Source organism: Thalassotalea sp. PP2-459, from assembly GCF_001913705.1.
In the GTDB taxonomy this organism is placed as follows: Bacteria; Pseudomonadota; Gammaproteobacteria; order Enterobacterales; family Alteromonadaceae; genus Thalassotalea_C; species Thalassotalea_C hakodatensis.
Genome location: NZ_MKQD01000019.1, coordinates 193,034 through 214,457, shown reverse-complemented (window position 1 = coordinate 214,457; position 21,424 = coordinate 193,034). Strand labels below are relative to the sequence as shown.

Sequence of the window (21,424 nt, the reverse complement as noted above, 5' to 3'; positions counted from 1 at the left end):
TCAAAACCGCTTCTTGGCTTGTCCCCGAGAAGTGGAGCGCATTGTAGAGAACTTCAGAAATGGATCAAGTACTTTTTTCATTATTTTGTTTGTTTGCAGGTTTTATAAACAAACTGCTGTATTTATCGCTAAATTTGCAAAAAAAACACCTTCAAAATATCTATTTTCTACTTTTATACTATAACTTGATTAAAAAACAGGGCATTTATTACGCTTATCAGTTGCACAATAAGAAAAGCTCGGTAACATGTAATTGCAATTAAAATTTGTATTTTAAAAATAATAATTAGGTAATCTTTATATGACTTCTCCGAAAACTACACAGATAGTAGCAGCAATAATATTTGCTATTATTGTTTACTTTATTGCTATCAGTATAGAACTAAGCCCAGCAATTGTTGCTACTATTGCTTTTGTGTGCTCAATCTTAACTAGCCTTTTAGGCTCTGAAGGTGCTGACAATGCAACAGGCGACGTAAAAACACTTTACGTTGGCAATTTGCCTTATAGAGCAAACGAAGGTGCAGTAAGAGCACTTTTTTCAGAATATGGTAAAGTGCACTCTGTCAGGTTAATGAAAGACAAACATACAGGCAAACGAAGAGGCTTTGGTTTTGTTGAAATGGCATCAAATGATGCTGATGGCGCTATTAAACAACTTAATGATTCAGAGTTTCAACAAAGAACACTGAAAGTAAGAGAAGCTAAAGAAAGGCCAGAAAAACAACACGACGACGAATAACACGTCCTTTATATTATAGGTACATTTATAAAGTCGCTATATACAGCGACTTTATTTTATTAAATTCACTTAATATACCTAAGAAGCAAAAACAGCAATTCAATTATTAACTTGCACTCACTTCTGTTAATAATGTATTTCAATCTAAATGCACGATATAAACACTATTCTTATGCCTTTCAATAATAATATGTAGAGCGTTATTATTAACCGTAGTCTAAATCCTCCCAGACTTTCAGCATCTCTGGCCGACTACATTTATATTGTTTAATAAACGTAAGTCTAAAGAAAATGGGCACTAATACTAGACAAAGCGACAAGGCACGCTACACTTTGCGCCTTTTAAACACGTTCACTATTAAGGCACATCATGTTTAGTCATATTGATCCAGCACTATACCAAGCACAACTTACTGAAAAGACCGTTGAAATGACTGAACTTTTTCACCCTTTTTCATCCGTTGAATTTGAAGTATTTAGTTCAGAACCTTTACATTATCGTCAACGTGCTGAATTTCGTGTTTGGCATGAGGGAGACGATCTCTTCTATATAATGTTTAATCAACAGACTAAACAAAAATATCGTGTTGATACCTTTCCTGTTGCGAGTGAATTAATTAATACCTTAATGAAAGCCTTACTTGACGATATCCGTCACAATGAAACGTTACGCCGAAAGTTATTTCAAGTTGATTTTCTCACAACCATAAGTGGTGAGGCAGTTATAAGCTTGTTATACCACAAGCAGCTCGATGAAAGCTGGCATGAAGAATGTAAACAATTGAAACAACGGTTATCTACTATTTGTCCGATTGACTTTATTGGCCGTGCTCGTAAACAAAAAGTGATTGTTGAAAAAGATTATGTTAATGAACGTTTGTCTGTGAATAATAAACGATATGTCTATCAGCAAATTGAAAATAGTTTTACGCAACCTAATGCAGGCGTCAATGAAAAAATGCTTACTTGGGCACAAAATGAAACCAAAGAAAAAGGCGGCGATTTAGTAGAGTTATATTGTGGTAACGGCAATTTTAGTATTGCGCTAGCAGAGAACTTTGATCGAGTACTTGGTACTGAAATATCTAAAACATCTGTTAAGTCTGCACAAAAAAATATTGAAGATAACCAATTAACGAATGTTGAAATTATTCGCATGTCGAGTGAAGAATTCAGCCAAGCAATGAACGGTGAAAAATCATTCCGTCGATTAGCTGATTTAGACCTAACCAGCTATCAGTATGAAACAGTGTTAGTGGACCCACCTCGTGCAGGCCTAGACCCTGATAGTGTAGAGTTAGCGAGTCGCTTTCATACTATCATTTATATTTCGTGTAACCCTGAAACACTAGCTGATAACTTACAACAATTAACAAAAACACATAATATTGAAAAGATGGCGTTGTTTGACCAGTTTCCATATACCCATCACATAGAAACGGGTGTTATTTTAACGCGGAAGTAGTTTATGTTTGTTCAGGCTTAGTGTTTTCGATACGATTAGCGAGCTCCATAGCGCCACGTGCGATAAAGCGTAGTTGGTGAATCGTTCTTTCTGATAATAGCTCGCGCTCTTTGCTATCGGCATCAAGGGCATCTGATCCAGCGCTAAACACAATAGTAACCGCAGCATTTGCTTGTAAATATGCTATTTCAGCATCAAGTCGATTGGCTTGTTGTAAATAATCACATAGCTCTAAAGTAAAATAGCTAATTTCACGGTTAACTGCAGCACGAAATGCTGGTGACGTACCAGAACGCTCTCGGAGTAAAAGTCGGAAAATATTACCGTTATTCTCTATAAATTCCATGAAGGTTAACACGGATATTTGAATAACAGATCCCCCTTTTTCAATACGTTGGCGCGCTTGACGCATTAATTGTCTAAGGGTAAGTCCGGCTTCATCAACCAAGGTTAAACCAAGTTCATCCATATCTGAAAAGTGTCGATAAAAAGAAGTAGGTGCTAAGCCTGATTCTTTAGCCACTTCACGTAGGCTTAAATTAGAAAAGCTACGCTCTGCACTTAATTGATTTAACGCGGCATTAATAATCAACCGGCGCGTTTTTTCTTTTTGTTGTGCTCGAATACCACTCATACTGATTCATTGTTCTGAAATACATTTCACTATAATACTCAAATAGTTCACGCAGGGGAAATTTCTAATAAACAAATACATACACATGTACTCTTAAAAATTGAACAATTTATATTCAAAACTTATTAAAACAATACTTGACTATAGATGAAGGAAATTTAAAATAGCTTACACTTGTACACTGAAAATAAATTAATCGAGCGATTAGTGAAAAAACCTAAGATTATTTGGCTCAATGTAGCCGTTTTTGTCATCACCTTTTTATTCGCAGCCATTGCCGTTCCTTACCGAGCCTTAACTCATGGCTTTGATGCAGCCGAAATATTAATGGCAGTGGCGTGTTTTTGTTATTGCGGAATGTCTATCACTGCTGGTTACCATCGATTGTGGTCACATAAAACCTACCAAGCACATTGGTCATTAAGGCTCATTTATGCAATTGGCGGAGCATTTGCCTTACAAAATAGCGCATTACATTGGTCATCAGATCATCGCGTTCATCATAAGCATGTTGATAAAAATGATGTTGATCCGTATTCGGCTAAACGCGGCTTTTGGTTTTCACATATAGGTTGGATGTTACGGGAATATCAATCTCATCGGTATAACGATTACGAGAATGTAAGAGACTTACAAAAAGATGCAATCGTGATGTGGCAACACAAATACTATTTGCCACTTGTGTTATTAACCAATATTGGCATTCCTCTAATGTTTGGTATATGGCACGGTGATGTGATTAGTAGTTTATTACTTATCGGCTTTTTTAGATTGGTATTAAGTCATCATACAACGTTCTTCATAAACTCGTTGGCACACATTTGGGGCAAACAAACCTACAGCGAAAAAAACACGGCTAGAGATAATGGCTTACTCGCATTGTTCACCTTTGGTGAGGGATACCACAATTTCCATCATAACTTCGAGAATGATTATCGTAATGGTATTCGTTGGTGGCAATTCGATCCAACAAAATGGTTAATAAAAGGTTGTGAATATCTAAATTTAACGAAGAAATTACGCGTAAGTCCAGAAGACAAAATAATCAAAGCACGTGTTTCAATGGAATTAAAACGTAAGCAGCTCAAACTTGCAGCGCACCCTAATGCAGATCAGTTACTAGAGCGCTTACAACAAGAATACGATCATTTAATTGTAAAGTTGAATGATTTTTACGAGGTAAAAAAACAGGTACTTTTAAGCAAAAGAGAACAGATCATTGCAGACGTGGAAAAATCTGAACTATTACTACGCTATAAAGAGATTAAGTTTAACTTTCAACAACAACAACGTAGCTGGCAATTTTTTCTAGAAAAAGTTGCATAAATAACAAGTTACCTAAGCATAATTTCGAAGCAATAAATTTACCTAACTCTTAATTCCTGCTAAAATTTTCGATTATCAGCAGGAATTAAGGTAACCCTTTTGGCTAAAAGCACTTCCCCTAAAAGCAAAAAAATAACATTTGATTTTGACGCCATTATTATAGGTACAGGCCCAGGTGGCGAAGGTACTTCAATGGAGCTTGCCAAAAAAAATAAACGTGTCGCAATAGTAGAACGTTATAAAGAAGTTGGCGGCGGGTGTACACACTGGGGTACTATTCCGTCTAAAGCACTCAGACAAAGTGTCTCTCGGCTTATAGAATACAATTCAAACCCGCTATTTAGGCAACATGAAAAAGCAAAACATCTGACATTTTCCGATATCTTAAGCCACGCATCTGCCGTTATACGTAAGCAAGTACAGCTTCGTAGCGGTTTTTATGACAGGAACCGTGTAGAACATATTGTTGGTGAAGCTTCTTTCATTGATAAACATACCCTAAAAATAGTTAAACCTGACGGCTCTATTGAAACAGTAACCGCTAAACAAATAGTGATTGCTACAGGATCTCATCCATATCGCCCTGATGATATCGATTTCAACCACCCTAGAGTGTACGACTCTGACACCATTTTATCGCTTCAACATGACCCTCGTTCGGTAATTATTTATGGCGCAGGTGTCATAGGAAGTGAATACGCATCAATATTTAGAGGGTTGAGTGTTAAAGTAGATTTAGTTAACACCCGTGATCGCTTATTATCCTTTTTAGATGATGAAATGTCTGATGCATTAAGCTACCACTTCTGGAACAACGGTGTAGTCATTAGGCACGGAGAGCAAATCAAGAGCGTTGACGCTACCGATGATCACGTAATTGTTAACTTAGAGTCAGGTAAAAAAATGAAGGCTGACTGCCTATTATGGGCCAATGGTCGTACTGGCAATACAGCAGCGTTACACCTTGAAAACGCAGGGTTAAAAGCTGATGGTCGAGGACAACTCAAAGTCAATGACCTTTATCAAACAGAAATAGATAACATCTTTGCGGTCGGCGATGTAATTGGTTACCCGAGTTTAGCCAGCGCAGCTTACGATCAAGGTCGACTTGCAGCATATGCCATGATGGATAACAAGAGCACAGCAAAGCTCATTGCTGATATTCCCACAGGCATCTACACAATTCCTGAAATCAGTTCAGTAGGTAAAACGGAACAAGAATTAACGGAAGCTAAAATTCCTTATGAAGTTGGTCGCTCGCAATTTAAGCACTTAGCCAGAGCACAAATTGCGAATAGTTTAGTGGGTTCATTGAAAATTTTATTTCACCGCGAAACAAAAGAAATACTCGGCATTCATTGTTTTGGCGAAAATGCGGCCGAAATTATTCACATTGGCCAAGCAATTATGCAGCAAAAGGGTAAAGGCAATACGATAGAGTATTTTGTCAATACTACCTTCAACTACCCTACAATGGCTGAGGCTTTTCGCGTTGCCGCCTTAAACGGCCTTAACCGACTTTTTTAACATTTTTTCAAAAACGAAAAAATGAGTCAAAAAAAAGGGGTCAGGTACAATTTAAGCCTAAATTGTACCTGACCCCTTTTTTTCATTATTTATGGTAAGGCGTGCTTAAACGACGTACGGCATCAATAAAATAACCAGCATGCTCAGGGTTCACATCAGGGTGAATGCCATGCCCTAAATTAAAAACATGTCCTGTTTTTTCTTGGCCAAAACCTTTTAATATCGTTGCGACCTCTTGCTCAATACGTTCTTTAGGCGCATATAACATTGATGGATCCATGTTACCTTGTAGCGCAACTTTGTCCCCTATTCGAGCCTTGGCATCTTCAATATTGATCGTCCAATCTAAACCAACAGCATCACAACCAGTCGCCGCGATAGACTCTAACCACATACCGCCATTTTTAGTAAAAAGTGTCACCGGTACACGTCTACCGTCATTTTCACGCGTTAGCCCATCAACAATCTTTGCCATGTATTGCAAAGAAAAATCTTTGTAGTCACGTGGAGATAACACGCCACCCCATGTATCAAAAACCATAACCGATTGAGCACCTGCTGCAATTTGAGCATTAAGATAACTAATCACAGAATCAGCTAATTTATCAAGTAACAAGTGTAATGTTTGCGGATCTGCATACATCATTTTTTTAATCTTGGTAAAGGCTTTAGAGCTGCCACCTTCAATCATATAAGTGGCTAAAGTCCATGGACTTCCTGAAAAACCAATTAATGGCACATTGCCATCAAGAGCTTTGCGGATTGACCGTACTGCATTCATCACGTACTGCAATTCACCTTCCGGATCAGGGTGACCTATTTTTTCAACATCTGCTTTACACGTAATAGGACGTTCGAACTTAGGGCCTTCACCCGTTTCAAAATATAACCCCAAGCCCATTGCATCTGGAATGGTTAAAATATCACTGAATAAAATCGCCGCATCTAAAGGGAATCGTCTTAATGGCTGTAACGTGACTTCAGTAGCAAGCTCTGTATTACGACACAGTGCCATGAAATCGCCCGCATCTTTACGTGTTTCTTTGTATTCTGGTAAGTAACGACCTGCTTGTCGCATCATCCATACCGGCGTGTAATCAACAGGTTGACGTAATAAGGCGCGTAAATACGTGTCGTTTTTCAATTCAGTCATTAAAAATGCATCCAATAAAAATAATGCGCGCATTCTACCACTGCGCTATTTATTGATCTATGTTCTATGTCAAATTGTTATAGCGAAAAACTTATGAAAGGAATTCATACAGAATGTAAATATTTAACTATTCAATAAAATAAAATAAATTTTTGTTAACTTTTTTTTAATGATACTTTTGCGATCAATTCCCCATGCTGTTTAATATATAACCAGACTGTTATATAGATAAATTTCAATGAATTCAGCAACATTAGAAAGCATCTTAATTTGAGTGCTTTTTTATTACCCATTAACATTGTGCTAACAAGCCGTTATACGAAAAAACTCGTGGTATAAATGCTCTAATAAAGTTGTTGCATGGCAATAATCCCTTTGCTATAAATTGTCCCGCGCTAACGGAAAACAATAATAATAAAAAAACAAAAATTAATAAGAAGCTAGTAAAACTAGACCATACAGCGAGCATTTCAAGCCTTACTTCGGTAAGGCTTTTTTATTGCCTAAAATAATGTTTTTTATCTCTCTCACAAAAAAACCGACGTTTTAACGTCGGTTTTTTTTATACTTAACGATAATTACTGCTCAAAATAAAACCTTGAGCGTTTGTTATCATAGTTACCAATTTCATTCATAGTTGCAGCGTCATATAGTCGGCCATTAATCATGGTATAAGTAACACGATCAGATAAACGAATATCGGTTGTGATATCACCATCGATAACAATTAAGTCAGCAAGCTTTCCTTGGGTTATCGAACCTAAGTCTTTGTCTAGCCCTAATGATTGAGCCGGAGCTATTGTCGCAGTGCTTAACGCTTCAATAGGCGACATACCGCCTTGTGCCATCATCCAAATTTCCCAATGCATTGCTAAGCCTTCACGCTGACCGTGTCCACCAGCATTAACTAACACACCAATGTCTTGCATTTCTTTAGCCACTTTAGCAACATTGAAATGATTATAATGATGTAACGGCGCTTTAGTTCTGCGCATTGAGCGCGGTTCTAGTATTTCACTCGGTACGTATTTGCTTAAACGTGGGTGTTTCCATACCTCAGTTGTGTCGTACCAATAGTGCTCGCCAGAAATACCGCCATATGCAACACCCATTGTAGGTGTATAAGCCATTTCAGAATGCGACCACAATTGTTTAATATCATCATAAACTTTAGCCGTTGAAATAGAGTGCTCTAACGTTGTGTGACCATCTATCAGCATCGTTAAGTTATGTTGTAAAAGCGAGCCACCTTCTGGCACCACCATCACACCTGCTTCTCGACCTGCTTGTATAAACTGTTGACGTTGATCACGACGTGGTTGGTTATAACTTTTCACTGAAAAAGCACCAGCTTTTTGTAAACGCTCAATGTGAAACTTTGCGTCGTCTAAACTATCAACGTGTGCCGTAGCGCCAGCTGATGTTGCTCCATATAAAATACGTCCTGTTGAAAATAGGCGTGGTGCAACAATTTCACCTGCTTTTTGCATTTCACTTGCAGCAAAAAAGCTGGTTGTATCATTAGAAGGATCGTGAATAGTCGTCACACCTAGCGACAACCCAGCATAGTTCTTCCAATTTTGCTCAGGAATAATTTGATAGCTCCCTTGAGCACCATGAGCATGGGCATCAATTAAACCAGGTACAATCGACTTACCAGTAATATCAACCACTTTGGCATTATTAGGGACAGTAACGTCTTGTTGATTACCCACAGCAATAATTTTATTACCGTCAACAACCACAACACCGTTATCAATCACACCTTTTTTATCCATGGTGACTACCTTGCCACCAACAAAGGCAATCTTACCCTCAGGCTTATCAATGGCGTGTTCATAGCTTAATGAAGTAACAGTAGGTTTAACGTCAGATTCTTTTTCGTCATCCTTAGTAAAATCAAACAAGCTTGCAACATTTGCCTGGTATAAGTCTGCACCTAAGGTCCAATATAATGCAGCAGAATTTCCGTGCCAATTAATGCCTTCGCCTGCACGTACCGACAATTGTTTAACAGGGAAGTTCTTCGCATTTGGCCCTGTATCAATAACCGAACCACGTTCAGCAAACGGCGTAACAAAAACCTTGAACCGTTCGGCAAAGGCTAAATGCTTTCCACTTGGCGCAACGCGATATTCAGTGGCAAACTTGCCTTGATATAACGCTTGTTCGTGTTGACCATCTAAACCTATTTTATATAATTGCGTTTTCTTACCACCACGAGTTAAGTAAATTCGGTCATTTCTCGCCCCAAAGTGCGGCGCTGAGCCTGACTCTGTAATTAATGTTGGCTTCCCACCTTTTGCCGGTACTTGATATACGCCGGTTTTTAATCCCCATTTAGGATCTAATATTCCGCCGCCTCGTACTTTTCGATAAACAACTGTTTTATTATCAGGCGAAAAGCTCGGTTCAATATACTTACCTGGTTCCTTAATCAGTGATTTCCCTTTTCCACCGCGGCTTGAGGTCACCATAACCTGACCAAGTGATTTATCATCCCACGTTGTGTAAACAATCTTTTTACCGTCGCGGGAAAAACTCGGATTTAATTCACGATAATCGCGTTGTTTTGTCAAACGTTTCGCTTTACCGCTCGCTTTGCCATCACGCATTTTTTGGGTATATAAATAGCCCATTGACTCAAATACAATTTGTTTGCCATTAGGTGACACTTCAACATCTCGGATCATTTTCGTGTTAAAGGTTTCTTGATCTAAGTCTTGCTGAAAACGTAACGCGGTTTGAATTTTCTTTTGAGTGTTAACCTGAAACGGTATCACTTCCACTTGACCATTCTCAGTATTTAGCCGATTGATTTTACCACCAGACCAAAACACTAAGGTTTTATTATCAGGCAGCCATGCCATATCAGGGTATACACCATGAATCGCCCAGGTTTCTTGCATATCACGATCAAGGTTTTCATATGCGAGTGTTTTTTCACCGCTATTTAAGTCATAAATATAAAGTTTAGATTGAAAATCATCACGGCTGATAAAGGCTAACGAGTTACCATCAGGTGACGGTACAGGTCTAATAGCGCCACCTTTACCAGCAATAATGGTTTTAATTTTTCCTGTGGCGAGTTCAAAACGCTTAATGCGGTAAATACCCGACTCTGAATCTTTACTGTATTCAAAGTATTTACCCGGTGTTGAGTCTTGTGAAAAGTAGACATAGCGGCCATCAGGCGAAAACGCTGGTTCACCTAAATCTTTTTGCTCATTGGGGCGTTTGGTTAGCATTACACCGCTACCGCCTGATTTATGATAAAGCCATACTTCACCAGCCCCTAATGAACGACTGCCGGTATAGTGCTTACGGCCAACCAAATAGTTTCCGTCAGGCGACCATGCAGGACTGTTAAGCAATCGAAACGATTCTTTTGTGACAGGTTTCGCATCACTACCGTCTGCTTTCATTACCCATAAATTATCACCACCATCTTGATCAGAAGTAAACGCGATATATTTACCGTCAGGGCTAAAAGTCGGCTGCATTTGCCATGCGATATCTGTCATTAACGCCGTTGCTTTACCGCCAGTAATCGGCATTGTATAAATATCACCTAACAAATCGAAAACAATCGCTTTTCCGTCGGGGCTTACATCAACATTCATCCAAGTTCCTTGGCTTACATTGATATTAGCCATAGTAAACTCACCTTGGGGTTCGTTGACTGACCATTTTTTATCTTTATCGGTTGAGGGCTTTTCGTCAGCAATACTGCTTGCACTGGTCATAGATAATGCAAGAGCAAGTGCCGCTGTCGACAACATGTGTAGTGGCTTTTGAGGCATTTGAATATCCTATAGGGTTATCATTATAATTTTTATCACTAAGCAGAGGCGATTTAACACACAACTGTGCTTTAGCGTTTAACAGTTATAGTAAACACTAAAGCACAGTTGTATACAAAATTTCAATATAGTTGAGATAGACGAGAATAATTTTACGGTAAACGCCTAATACAAATAGATATAAGAATTACTTATTTTTGGTAGCCCCAACGAGGCATGATGGTTTGAGGTATATTTAAATGGTCAAGTAACCTACCAACCATAAAATCAACTAAATCGTTAATTGATTGAGGGTTATGATAAAAGCCAGGCGCTGCTGGCATAATAGTAACGCCCATTTGCGAAAGCGTCAGCATATTCTGCAAGTGTATAGTCGAAAATGGTGTTTCTCTCGGTACTAAAATCAACTGACCACGCTCTTTGATCACCACATCAGCGGCTCGCTCAATTAAATTATCACTCATACCTTGGCTAATGGCGGCTAATGTGCCAGTGGAACATGGACAAACTATCATGGTTTTAGGCGCCGCAGAGCCAGAAGCAACAGGAGAAAACCATTGCTCTTTACCAAACACCGTAATTTGCTCTGCTTTTGCATCAAAATGTGACGTTAACAATGATGTGGCAGCGTCTGGTGCAGCAGGCAGTTTCAAAGAAACTTCCGTATCAAGCACCACTCGGGCAGCACTCGATACCAACAAATAAATTTGATAATTCGACGCAACAAGACATTCAATGAGCCTTAACGCATACGGTGAGCCGGAAGCGCCAGTGATCGCTAACGTAATTTTTCCTGTAAAATTGCTCATCATTACCTCAATTATTTAGTTGCTAATGCAGTTAACAACTGCTCATGAATGCCACCGAAACCACCATTACTCATAACCACAATGGTATCACCAGCTTGCGCATGATCAATGATTGCAGTGGTAAAACGCGATAAGTCATTATCAACAATACACGGCTGTTGGCAATTTTGAATAAGCTTATCGACCGACCATGTTATTTTATCTCCTTGATAAACAAATGATAGATCAGCTTCTGAGAGTGATTTAGCCAAGGTATCTTTATGTACACCTGACTTCATCGTGTTCGATCTTGGCTCTAACACGGCAAGAATACGCCCTTCTCCTACATTTGCTCGAACAGCACTTAATGTTTTTTCAATCGCTGTAGGATGGTGAGCAAAGTCATCAAATACTTTTATCTGATTTATCTCACCGCGTAACTCTAACCGACGTTTTGTATTAACAAATTCCGAGAGGGCTTCTATCGCTACTTTACTTGGTACACCCGCATGGCGCGCAGCAGCGATCGCCATTAAGCCATTATCAATATTAAAGTCGCCAATTAACGACCAATTAACCGTACCTTGAATGTCGTCTTTAAAACGGACAACAAATTGACTACCGTCAGACGTGAGCTTTTCAGCATGCCAGCCTTGGTGGTGATTAACATCATCAACGCTAAACTCTGTTGGTGTCCAACACCCCATTGAAAGGGTTTCTTCAATGGCACCGTCATTTGCTGGAGCAAGTACCAAACCATTACTTGGTACCATGCGTATTAAGTGATGAAATTGTTTTTGTATATCACTTAAGTCATTAAAAATATCAGCATGATCAAACTCAAGATTGTTGATCACTAACGTTCGTGGTCGATAATGGACAAATTTAGAGCGTTTATCGAAAAAAGCCGTATCGTATTCATCAGCTTCGATAACAAAAAAAGGTGAATTGCCTAATCGAGCAGAGCAACTAAAGTTTTGCAACACACCGCCAACTAAAAAACCAGGGGTTAGTTTGGCGTATTCTAATATCCACGTAAGCATTGAGCTTGTTGTTGTTTTGCCATGCGTACCTGAAACTGCCAATACCCAACGATCTTTTAAGACGTTCTCTAACAACCATTGCGGCCCAGATATATAGGGAATATTTCGATCAAGAATGTGTTCAACCATCTCATTTCCACGAGACATGGCATTACCCACTATCACTAAATCCGGTTCGTCATTTAAATGTTCAACGTGATAACCTTGATTTAATTCAATACCTAATGCAGCCAATTGTGTACTCATTGGAGGGTAAACATTTGCATCACAACCCGTTACACGGTGACCGAGCTGCTTTGCAATTGCTGCGATACCGCCCATAAAAGTACCACAAATGCCAAGTATATGAAGATGCATACAATTCCTATCTATCGGGGAGCCCCAGTAATGGTCAGCAATATACCCGATATCACCCATAAACTCACCATTAAATGACCCTTTGTCGATATATACGAATAATTCCTTAATAATTCATTTAATTACAATTGCACTTACGCACTCTGTTTGCCAAAATCATAACAAAGAAACCTAAAGGAATTATTGTGCCTAACCTAGAAGTTCAGTCGTTACATATCTACCCAATAAAATCAGCATCGGGTATTAGTTTATCGCATGCTTGGGTTGATAATTATGGGTTAAGCTTTGATCGTCGTTTTGTTTTAACAACATTAGAGGGTCAATTTATCACCGCTAGAACACAACCGACACTATGCTTAATTAACGTCAATATAACTCCCGAAGGGTTAGTGTTAACTGCGCCAGACATGCCAGTACTCGAAGTGATAGTCGCGAAGTTTAGTGAACAATATCATAACGTAACGGTATGGAATGACGACATCGAAGCGCTATATTGCCATCAACACTACGATAAATGGTTTAGTCAATATTTAGGCATACCCTGCCAGTTGCACTTCTTTGCTGAGCGTTCAACTCGCTTTGTTAAAAACAGAAACAATCAAGTGGCCTTTGCTGATGGTTACCCATTACTTATTTCCACACAGGCAACGCTAGATGATCTTAACCAGCGCTTAACGGGGCATCAGGTCAGTATGAGCCAGTTTAGACCAAATATTGTCGTAAAAAATAGTGAGACATTTGCCGAAGACACATGGAAACATATCCGTATTGGTGAAGTTGAATTTGAAATCACTAAGCCATGTAGCCGTTGCATATTTACCACAGTTGACCCAAGTACAGGTGAAAAACACAGCAAGCAGGAACCGTTAAATACCTTAAAGCAATACCGCCAAATGGAAAATGGTGACGTTATTTTCGGCCAAAACATGGTGGCACTTAATAAAGGCGTTATTCGCCAAGGTGACAACATAACGATAATTAAACAGCAAGATGCGCCAATATACTGCAAGCCATCAAAAGCGATGAAACCTAATACTCAAAACCCCCCTGAGCAAGTAGCACAAACGAAGCCCACAAAAGCAATTCCTAAAAAAGTAAATTTACGTTTTGATTCTTGGGATACCTTCCACAAAGGAAACACCCAAGAACCAATTTTAGATCAAGGAGAAGCCGCAGGATTGATATTACCGTACTCTTGTCGCGGCGGTATGTGTGGCCGATGCAAAATCAAGCTTGAAAGTGGTGAGGTAAAGCAATTAGCTGACGATGGCTTAACCGATGAAGAAAAACAACAAGGTTATATATTAGCATGCAGCGCTATTCCACAATCAGACCTGGTTTTAAATTCACATTAATATGACACTACTTCTTAATTGCGACCTAGGTGAAAAAGTACATCACAATGATGCGTTGTTGATGCCATACATAGATCAGGCAAATATAGCCTGTGGTTTGCATGCATCGGATCCGCAAACTATCGATCACACCATAAAGCTCGCCATAAAAAACAAGGTTTATATTGGTGCTCACCCCAGTTACCCAGATAAAGAAAACTTTGGCAGGAAAACCATGGTGTTACCCCAAAATTCACTTGAAGCGGTATTGCATTATCAATTAGCCGCATTTGCGCAATTATGTAAAATTAACGATGGTCAACTACGCTATGTAAAACCACATGGCGCTTTGTACAATGATATGATGAAAGATCTCGATATTTTTACTGTGATTTGCCAAGTAATAAACAATTTGTTTACCGATGTTTCACTCATGATACAGGCGCTACCTGAGATGAGTAAATTTCAACAAGTTGCGGCAAAATACAATATCAGCTTAATAACAGAAGCTTTTGCAGATAGAAACTATCAAGATAGCGGTCTGTTAGTCCCTCGCACACAAGCTAACGCAACAATACATGATGCAACTCACATTCAGCAAAATATTGCGCAATTACTAAAAACAGGGAAGCTATTGTCAGTGTCAGGTCAAGCGTTACCGATAACTGTAGATAGTTTGTGTATTCATGGTGATAACCAACACGCGGTTACCCTCGTCAAACAAATAAGACAGCTACTAAATGAACACTGCTGAACAAGTTGAAATTTCAGCTATCGCTGAAGATGCGGTACTTGTTGAATGGCAAGAAACTATTTCGCCAACCATTCAACAGGCAATTCATCAATTAAAAACGGCTTTAAACGCTTCACTGTCGTATAAAGTAATTGAGATGGTGTCAAGTTACAGTAGCTTGCTCATTTATTATCGCTTTGATTTACTCACCTACTCACAATTACTTGAGACCATCATTGAGCATACTGCCAATTCCACGCTGTCACGAGACGATACCAGCAATATGCCGGAACTTAATATTCCAGTGTATTACCACGGTGCCGATTTAAACGATGTAGCGAGTCAATTGTCGTTAAGTGTTAAAGACGTTATTGAACACCATAGTGCCAATACCTACATTGCTTACGCACATGGTTTTACACCAGGGTTTTGCTATTTAGCATCATTAGTAAAACAACTGCAATTACCAAGGCGAGCAACACCCCGCACTAACGTACCCAAAGGTGCTGTAGCAATTGCTGGACAACAAACAGCTGTATATCCAAATACGAGCCCTGGAGGGTGGCATATCATCGGCTACACACCTATGGCAATGTATACAACACAAAAGCAATTATTTGTGCCAACGATTAATTTAGGCCAAGTGGTTCGTTTTACCGCGATTTCGAAAGAGAAATTTATCGCTTTGGGCGGTAGTCTTGATGAGGTTGATTGTTTATGATCACTGTTGCAGAATGTACGAAAAACATTTCTATACAAGATTTAGGTCGTCCATCAGCCCAGCATCTAGGTTTTAGTGCATCTGGTGCTGCTGATGAATATAGCTTTTTGCTTGCCAATTTACTTCTCGAAAATCAAGCTAACACACCAGTTTTTGAAATATTTTTAGGTAATGTTACTTTTAAGTTCAATCAGCCATGCACCCTTATGTTAACAGGAGCAGATTGCCATTCACGACTAAACAATCGTAGCGTATTAAATAACCAGCTATTAAACATAGCAAAAGGTGATGTATTACAATTACGAACACCCCGTAACATGCTATATACCTACCTTAGTGTACAAGGCGGATTCGATTGCAGCAGCTGGCTAGGAAGTGCGAGTTACACACCTAATGAACGTAACATAAAAGGCCACATTCAGCCCATTTATAAAGGGCAAGCATTTACTTTATCAGCAAATAAAGCCACGGAAAGTAAACATGAAAAAGTTATCAGTAGCAAGCCAAACCAAGATAGAAACCTTTTTCATCAATCGCAAAAAGAGTCATTAACACTTAGGTTTATTCCAAGTAATTTGTTTAATGCATGGACACAAACACATCAACATGAATTTTTAACTCAAATATTTCAAATCTCAACGAACAGCGACAAAATGGGTTATCGGCTTACAGGTGAGCCACTTGAAGGATCCTCAAAAACAGAATTATCAAAGCCAGTGACATTAGGCACCATTCAATTACCCCCTGATGGCCAACCGATCATTTTAATGAAAGCACGACAAACAATCGGCGGTTACCCGGTACTTGGTGTGGTGATACATACCGATGTCATGCGTTTAAGTCAAAAACGTCCAGGTGAACAGGTAAATTTTAACATTACATCAATGAGTCAAGCACAAGCACAATTACTATCATTTAGAAGACGTATGGGGTTAACGTGACACTAAACGCGCTTGAACTATATCAAACCTACAAATGAATACCTCAGGCACAAAATAGTTGATGAATTATCAACGCTATCACTTTAGAATAGCCGCGGTTTTCTTGCTTGTTCCGATAAGGTTTCTTTGTGATATTAATGATCGACAATTACGATTCTTTTACCTTTAATCTCGTACATTATTTTGAATCGCTCGAGCAGCGGGTATTAGTCTTTCGTCATGATGAAATCACCATTAAAGCCATTAAGCAGCTTTCACCCCAGTATATTGTAATATCACCTGGCCCCTGTGATCCCGACAAAGCTGGTATCTCACTTGACGTTGTTAAACACTTTGCAGGCAAAATTCCAATTTTAGGTGTTTGCTTGGGACATCAATGTATTGCACAATATTTTGGTGCAAAAATAATCAAAGCACGCCACGTTATGCACGGCAAAACGAGCCAAGTGCATCATCGAGGGAATTCTCTTTTTACAACATTAAATCAACCATTGAATGTCACTAGATACCATTCACTAATCGTCGATAAGCACAGCCTACCAGCAACGCTAGCAATAACAGCATGGACAGAGAACGAGCAAGGCGAAATTGATGAAATAATGGCACTAACGCATAAAGAGCTCGCTCTTACCAGTGTACAATTTCACCCGGAATCAGTGTTAACTGAGCAAGGCCATCAATTATTAAAAAACTTTCTTTCGCAACAACCTCTATAATTGTGTTTAAACCCATAAAATTAAACGTTATGCTACTGATGCCGATAGCAAGATGTCACGCTGAAAAATAGATACCCATGAAAATATTTGAAGATAACGAACTCCTTTCACCGATATACCAAAAAGCAATTGCACTAACTATAGGGAAGGAATATGTCGAGCGTGAGCATAATGCAACTTCGGTTATTGCCAAACAGAACAGTGAACAAGAAAATCGAAGAAGAGAGTTATTAGCCGTAGAAGAACAAGCAAATAAAGACAGGCTCATTGAAGAGCACGGTAAAAGTCATTTTAAACATCAAATGATGAGCAAATTCTTTACCCGAGTGAATACGCAGGTAAACAGTGCCTTCGATCAAAAAGAAAGCCTATATACCAATCTATTACAGATAGAAGATGCGGCTCCCGCCATCATGGAAGTTTTAGCCGTAAAAGCTGCATCGGTGAAACGGATATCTCCTCTTGTAACATCACTGCCTTGGCTTGCTGATGAACTTATCAAACTCGTCAATAAACCACAGTACAGAAAGCGCGCAGATGTTCAAGTGAGCGATGCTAATTTAGCCTTAACGTACATCGGTTTAGAAAACCTAAAACTAGTCATGCCCACGTTTATGTTAAAACATTGGTTACCGACAAGTACCTCCCCTTTTGGTGCAATGAAAAGAAAACTATGGAACGATTCACTCACCATCGCTCTTGCTGCACAAACACTCGCAAAGCTCCATAAATTAGACGCTTTTACTGCCTTTTCTGCAGCCATGTTTAGTAATATAGGCTTACTTGCTGTTACGCGAAGTTATATTCAAACCTACAATGATTTACACAAAGAAGAAGTAAAAAAAGCGTTTGATAATAAAGATAAACGTTTACATGATGTATTAGTTGAATTTGATTTATCACCTGAATTAATGCATCAACAACTGACCACAAGAAGTGCGGCAGTTAGTGCTGATCTAGTGGAATTAATGCGCTTTGACCGTTTAATGATCACTGAACCTATTTTTGATCTTGCCTATACCAATGACTTACAGACAATGACACCCATCGCACAACTTATTGTTAAAGCCAAGGCGTATGTGATGTACCGAAATTTAGCAGCCGATGAAATGATCTCTACAGAACAAGCGAAAACATTACTCACTAGCGTACAGTTGACTAAAGCAGAAATAGCACTATTGAAAAAGTCAGATATTGATCATATTAAGCTGACATTTGATCACACCTAAAGGCAACTTCTTTTAACGTTACAGACCCTAATGTAAGATATCAATTGCGCAGCTCATCTATAAATTCTTACTGTCCTTGTTTAATACAACAATTAACTTTACAGGTGACAGGTTTCTTTAAGGTTATCTTGCCGCTCTAAGCACACAAAAAGAGTTATACAAAATGCTATAACATTGCGTTCAAATGCGACAAAAACCTAAAAAAATGTCGACAAAAGTACGATAAAATTAGCATTTTTTTTGAGTATTTATGAAATGTAAACTTCTATTAACGTATCAAGAAATGCTCAAATACACTCAAGCTCTATCAAATTTATAGAATCCATTTATCAATTATAGTTATGCAATATAATTGAATAAAAACCATAAACCCCTTGAATTACAAGGCCTTCAAGCACATTCAAGCAAGACAACTATCTTTTTATCTGTCATAATGCCACTGGTATGTTTACCTTTGACGTATCTATTTCGCACAATATTTACGCTCAGCATAGCAAGTATTTTCGTGTACAAAGTTTATACTGCAAAGATAAACACACAAACGTAATTTAACGACTAAAATAGCATTAGCTGATATTAGTATTAAACCTATAAGATAACATTCCGAATTTAAGGAGTAGACAATGAGTAATCACCAACCGGTTAGCCGTGAATTATTTGATGAAGTTATGGTACCTAATTATTCTCCATCAGCAGTAATTCCTGTACGAGGCGAAGGTTCTCGCGTTTGGGATCAACAAGGCAAAGAATATATCGATTTTGCCGGCGGCATCGCAGTTAACTGTTTAGGACATTGTCATCCAGCACTAGTAGGCGCTTTAAAAGAACAAGGTGAAAAACTTTGGCACCTTTCAAACGTAATGACCAACGAGCCTGCTCTACGCCTCGCTAAAAAACTTGTCGACAATACATTTGCTGAAAAAGTATATTTCGCAAATTCTGGCGCAGAATCTAACGAAGCAGCTTTAAAACTTGCCCGCCGTTGGGCACTTGAAGTGCATGGCGATCACAAAACACAAATTATCGCGTTTAAGCAAGGCTTTCATGGCCGAACATTTTTTACCGTAACCGTTGGCGGTCAAGCTGCATACTCAGACGGTTTTGGCCCAAAACCAGGTGATGTAGTACATGCTGAATATAACAACTTAGAAAGTGTTAAAGCACTAATTTCAGAAAAAACCTGTGCTATCGTGATGGAACCTTTGCAGGGTGAAGGCGGCATTATTTCACCAACAGACGAATTTGTGAAAGGTGTACGTGAATTATGTAATCAACACAATGCATTATTAGTGTTTGATGAAGTGCAAACCGGTGTTGGCAGAACAGGCGACTTATACGCATATATGGGCCTTGGCGTAACACCTGATATTTTAACCACAGCCAAAGCACTTGGCGGTGGCTTTCCAATTGGTGCAATGCTTACTACTACTGAAATAGCAAAGCACTTAAAAATAGGTACACACGGTAGTACATATGGCGGTAACCCGTTAGCATGTGCTGTTGCTGAAGCAGCGTTCGATACTGTGAAAGATTCAGCAGTACTTGCTGGCGTAAGTCAAAAAGCCGCTATCTATAACGAAGGCTTAAATGCCATCAATGATAAATACCATGTATTCAAAGAAATTCGCGGAAAAGGTTTGTTAATTGGTGGTGTATTGTCAGATAACTACCAAGGTAAAGCAAAGGATTTTCTTATTGCTGCGATGGAAGAAGGCGTAATGACTCTTGTCGCGGGCGCCAGTGTCGTTCGTTTCGCACCTTCATTAGTGATTCCTGATGAAGATATCCAAGAAGGCTTAGCTCGATTTGAGCGTGCTGTAGCAAAAGTCGTTAACGCATAGCTTTATGAGCCTCTTATCAGAGGCTCTATTTATCTTGAGAAGTAGATATGATCATTATTCGCCCTATTCGACATAACGACTATGATGCACTGCATAAGATTGCCGTAGAGTCAGGTCATGGTTTTACCTCATTACCTGTCAATGAAGAACTACTTTCACAGCGTATCGCGCATTCGGAAGCTTCATTCCACCGTGAAGTGTCATCCCCTGGCAATGAAGGCTACCTTTTTGTCATGGAAGATACCGGCACTGGAGAAGTTGTCGGCACAAGTGGTATAGAAGCAGCTGTTGGTCTAGATGATGCTTTTTATCATTATCATGTTGGTAAAGTGGTTCATAGCTCTAGAGAGCTGAATGTATATAACACGGTTGACACCTTATCGCTTTGTAATGACTACACGGGGGCAACTGAAATATGCACCCTATTCTTATCAGAAAGTCATCGAAAAAATAGCAATGGCCGTTTTTTGTCGCGAATGCGATTTCTGTTTATCGCAGAACACTTAGAGCGCTTTTCAGATACCGTTATCGCTGAAATGCGCGGCGTTTCTGATGATGAAGGCCGTTCCCCTTTTTGGAATTGGTTAGAAGAGCACTTCTTTTCAATGGATTTCCCAACCGCTGATTATTTAACAGGCATTGGGAAGAAAGAGTTTATTGCTGAATTAATGCCTAAATATCCTATTTATGTCAATTTACTCAGTAAAGAAGCGCAACAAGTTATCGATAAAGTACACGATAAAACAGTACCAGCATTAAGATTACTTGAAGCAGAAGGTTTTAGCCGACGTGGTTACGTTGATATTTTCGATGCCGGTCCTACCGTTGAAGCTAAAACGAGAGATATACGTTCAGTTAATGAAAGTCTACGCTGCCAAGTTATCGTTGGTGATGTTGATAGCAATGATAACTATATTTTATGTAACAACAAAATTGCTGATTTTAGGGCTGTACAAGCACCGATATTAATGCGTGAAACCGCTCATCAAGCAGTAATTACTCCACAAGTAGCTGAAAGCTTACATGTTTCGGATGGTGACTGGATCAGAGTGATAAAAAATTAACAGCACC

Annotated in this window: 18 protein-coding genes; 13 read left to right on the top strand and 5 right to left on the bottom strand. The window is 39.0% G+C overall.

From position 1 onward, the window contains the following. From BI291_RS18485 to trmA, 3 genes are all read left to right on the top strand, one after another. On the top strand, nucleotides 1-184 hold a 184-nt coding region (locus BI291_RS18485; protein ID WP_217693807.1), incomplete at its 5' end, for a hypothetical protein. A 117-nt stretch (nucleotides 185-301) separates the two neighbouring features. Further along, nucleotides 302-742 carry an RNA-binding protein gene (locus BI291_RS04350; RefSeq protein WP_074496517.1) on the top strand — a complete coding sequence of 147 codons (441 nt, stop codon included), beginning with the start codon at nucleotides 302-304 and terminating at the stop codon, nucleotides 740-742. A gap of 370 nt (nucleotides 743-1,112) precedes the next feature. Next, nucleotides 1,113-2,207, top strand: coding sequence for a tRNA (uridine(54)-C5)-methyltransferase TrmA (gene trmA, locus BI291_RS04345; RefSeq protein ID WP_074496516.1), 1,095 nt, complete (start codon nucleotides 1,113-1,115; stop codon nucleotides 2,205-2,207). A gap of 1 nt (nucleotide 2,208) precedes the next feature. Here the strand turns inward: trmA and fabR are convergent, their stop codons facing one another. Next, the gene (gene fabR, locus BI291_RS04340; protein ID WP_074496515.1) at nucleotides 2,209-2,841 is read right to left on the bottom strand and encodes an HTH-type transcriptional repressor FabR; all 633 of its coding nucleotides are present in this window, start codon (nucleotides 2,839-2,841) and stop codon (nucleotides 2,209-2,211) included. Between the two features lie 207 nt (nucleotides 2,842-3,048). Here fabR and BI291_RS04335 point away from each other — a divergent pair, with 207 nt between their 5' ends. Together BI291_RS04335 and sthA are read left to right on the top strand one after the other, a co-directional pair. After that, nucleotides 3,049-4,167 (top strand): fatty acid desaturase, encoded by a 1,119-nt coding sequence (locus BI291_RS04335; protein WP_083601899.1) that lies wholly within the window; start codon nucleotides 3,049-3,051, stop codon nucleotides 4,165-4,167. A 99-nt stretch (nucleotides 4,168-4,266) separates the two neighbouring features. After that, a complete protein-coding gene (gene sthA / locus BI291_RS04330; protein ID WP_074496514.1) occupies nucleotides 4,267-5,694 on the top strand; it encodes a Si-specific NAD(P)(+) transhydrogenase in 1,428 nt (475 codons plus the stop codon). Nucleotides 5,695-5,779: 85 nt separating this feature from the next. Here sthA and hemE read toward each other — a convergent pair whose 3' ends face one another. The 4 genes from hemE to mpl form a co-directional block, all read right to left on the bottom strand. Beyond that, a complete protein-coding gene (hemE, locus tag BI291_RS04325) occupies nucleotides 5,780-6,847 on the bottom strand; it encodes a uroporphyrinogen decarboxylase (RefSeq protein WP_074496537.1) in 1,068 nt (355 codons plus the stop codon). A 578-nt stretch (nucleotides 6,848-7,425) separates the two neighbouring features. Then, nucleotides 7,426-10,650, bottom strand: coding sequence for an amidohydrolase family protein (locus tag BI291_RS04320; RefSeq protein ID WP_083601898.1), 3,225 nt, complete (start codon nucleotides 10,648-10,650; stop codon nucleotides 7,426-7,428). A 191-nt stretch (nucleotides 10,651-10,841) separates the two neighbouring features. Beyond that, complete coding sequence (locus BI291_RS04315; RefSeq protein ID WP_074496513.1) at nucleotides 10,842-11,462, bottom strand: flavin prenyltransferase UbiX; 621 nt, start codon at nucleotides 11,460-11,462, stop codon at nucleotides 10,842-10,844. An 8-nt stretch (nucleotides 11,463-11,470) separates the two neighbouring features. Continuing rightward, nucleotides 11,471-12,838 carry a UDP-N-acetylmuramate:L-alanyl-gamma-D-glutamyl-meso-diaminopimelate ligase gene (gene mpl, locus BI291_RS04310; RefSeq protein WP_074496512.1) on the bottom strand — a complete coding sequence of 456 codons (1,368 nt, stop codon included), beginning with the start codon at nucleotides 12,836-12,838 and terminating at the stop codon, nucleotides 11,471-11,473. A gap of 185 nt (nucleotides 12,839-13,023) precedes the next feature. Between mpl and BI291_RS04305 the strand changes: the two genes are divergently transcribed. The 8 genes from BI291_RS04305 to astA all read left to right on the top strand — a co-directional run bounded on the left by BI291_RS04305 (nucleotide 13,024) and on the right by astA (nucleotide 21,417). Then, nucleotides 13,024-14,193: a YcbX family protein gene (locus BI291_RS04305; RefSeq protein ID WP_083601897.1), complete on the top strand. Its 1,170-nt coding sequence runs from the start codon at nucleotides 13,024-13,026 to the stop codon at nucleotides 14,191-14,193. 1 nt (nucleotide 14,194) lies between these two features. After that, nucleotides 14,195-14,926, top strand: coding sequence for a 5-oxoprolinase subunit PxpA (locus BI291_RS04300; RefSeq protein ID WP_074496511.1), 732 nt, complete (start codon nucleotides 14,195-14,197; stop codon nucleotides 14,924-14,926). Beyond that, a complete protein-coding gene (pxpB, locus tag BI291_RS04295; protein ID WP_074496510.1) occupies nucleotides 14,913-15,626 on the top strand; it encodes a 5-oxoprolinase subunit PxpB in 714 nt (237 codons plus the stop codon). Before BI291_RS04300 ends, pxpB begins: the two co-directional genes overlap by 14 nt. After that, nucleotides 15,623-16,567: a biotin-dependent carboxyltransferase family protein gene (locus BI291_RS04290; protein WP_074496509.1), complete on the top strand. Its 945-nt coding sequence runs from the start codon at nucleotides 15,623-15,625 to the stop codon at nucleotides 16,565-16,567. Before pxpB ends, BI291_RS04290 begins: the two co-directional genes overlap by 4 nt. A gap of 128 nt (nucleotides 16,568-16,695) precedes the next feature. Then, the gene (locus BI291_RS04285) at nucleotides 16,696-17,283 is read left to right on the top strand and encodes an aminodeoxychorismate/anthranilate synthase component II (RefSeq protein ID WP_074496508.1); all 588 of its coding nucleotides are present in this window, start codon (nucleotides 16,696-16,698) and stop codon (nucleotides 17,281-17,283) included. A 77-nt stretch (nucleotides 17,284-17,360) separates the two neighbouring features. Beyond that, entirely contained in the window at nucleotides 17,361-18,512 is a 1,152-nt protein-coding gene (locus tag BI291_RS04280; RefSeq protein ID WP_074496507.1) for an HDOD domain-containing protein, read from the top strand. A gap of 623 nt (nucleotides 18,513-19,135) precedes the next feature. Then, nucleotides 19,136-20,353: an aspartate aminotransferase family protein gene (locus BI291_RS04275; RefSeq protein ID WP_074496506.1), complete on the top strand. Its 1,218-nt coding sequence runs from the start codon at nucleotides 19,136-19,138 to the stop codon at nucleotides 20,351-20,353. 47 nt (nucleotides 20,354-20,400) lie between these two features. Then, the gene (gene astA / locus BI291_RS04270; RefSeq protein WP_074496505.1) at nucleotides 20,401-21,417 is read left to right on the top strand and encodes an arginine N-succinyltransferase; all 1,017 of its coding nucleotides are present in this window, start codon (nucleotides 20,401-20,403) and stop codon (nucleotides 21,415-21,417) included. The last annotated feature ends 7 nt before the right edge of the window (nucleotides 21,418-21,424 follow it).

Excerpts from the sequence above, each read along its gene's own strand:
- BI291_RS04350 (WP_074496517.1), top strand. The coding sequence starts at position 302 with ATGACTTCTCCGAAAACTACACAGATAGTAGCAGCAATAATATTTGCT.
- BI291_RS04315 (WP_074496513.1), bottom strand. The coding sequence starts at position 11,462 with ATGATGAGCAATTTTACAGGAAAAATTACGTTAGCGATCACTGGCGCT.
- hemE (WP_074496537.1), bottom strand. The coding sequence starts at position 6,847 with ATGACTGAATTGAAAAACGACACGTATTTACGCGCCTTATTACGTCAA.
- fabR (WP_074496515.1), bottom strand. The coding sequence starts at position 2,841 with ATGAGTGGTATTCGAGCACAACAAAAAGAAAAAACGCGCCGGTTGATT.
- BI291_RS04300 (WP_074496511.1), top strand. The coding sequence starts at position 14,195 with ATGACACTACTTCTTAATTGCGACCTAGGTGAAAAAGTACATCACAAT.
- trmA (WP_074496516.1), top strand. The coding sequence starts at position 1,113 with ATGTTTAGTCATATTGATCCAGCACTATACCAAGCACAACTTACTGAA.
- BI291_RS04280 (WP_074496507.1), top strand. The coding sequence starts at position 17,361 with ATGAAAATATTTGAAGATAACGAACTCCTTTCACCGATATACCAAAAA.
- pxpB (WP_074496510.1), top strand. The coding sequence starts at position 14,913 with ATGAACACTGCTGAACAAGTTGAAATTTCAGCTATCGCTGAAGATGCG.
- BI291_RS04275 (WP_074496506.1), top strand. The coding sequence starts at position 19,136 with ATGAGTAATCACCAACCGGTTAGCCGTGAATTATTTGATGAAGTTATG.
- BI291_RS04320 (WP_083601898.1), bottom strand. The coding sequence starts at position 10,650 with ATGCCTCAAAAGCCACTACACATGTTGTCGACAGCGGCACTTGCTCTT.
- mpl (WP_074496512.1), bottom strand. The coding sequence starts at position 12,838 with ATGCATCTTCATATACTTGGCATTTGTGGTACTTTTATGGGCGGTATC.
- BI291_RS04290 (WP_074496509.1), top strand. The coding sequence starts at position 15,623 with ATGATCACTGTTGCAGAATGTACGAAAAACATTTCTATACAAGATTTA.
- astA (WP_074496505.1), top strand. The coding sequence starts at position 20,401 with ATGATCATTATTCGCCCTATTCGACATAACGACTATGATGCACTGCAT.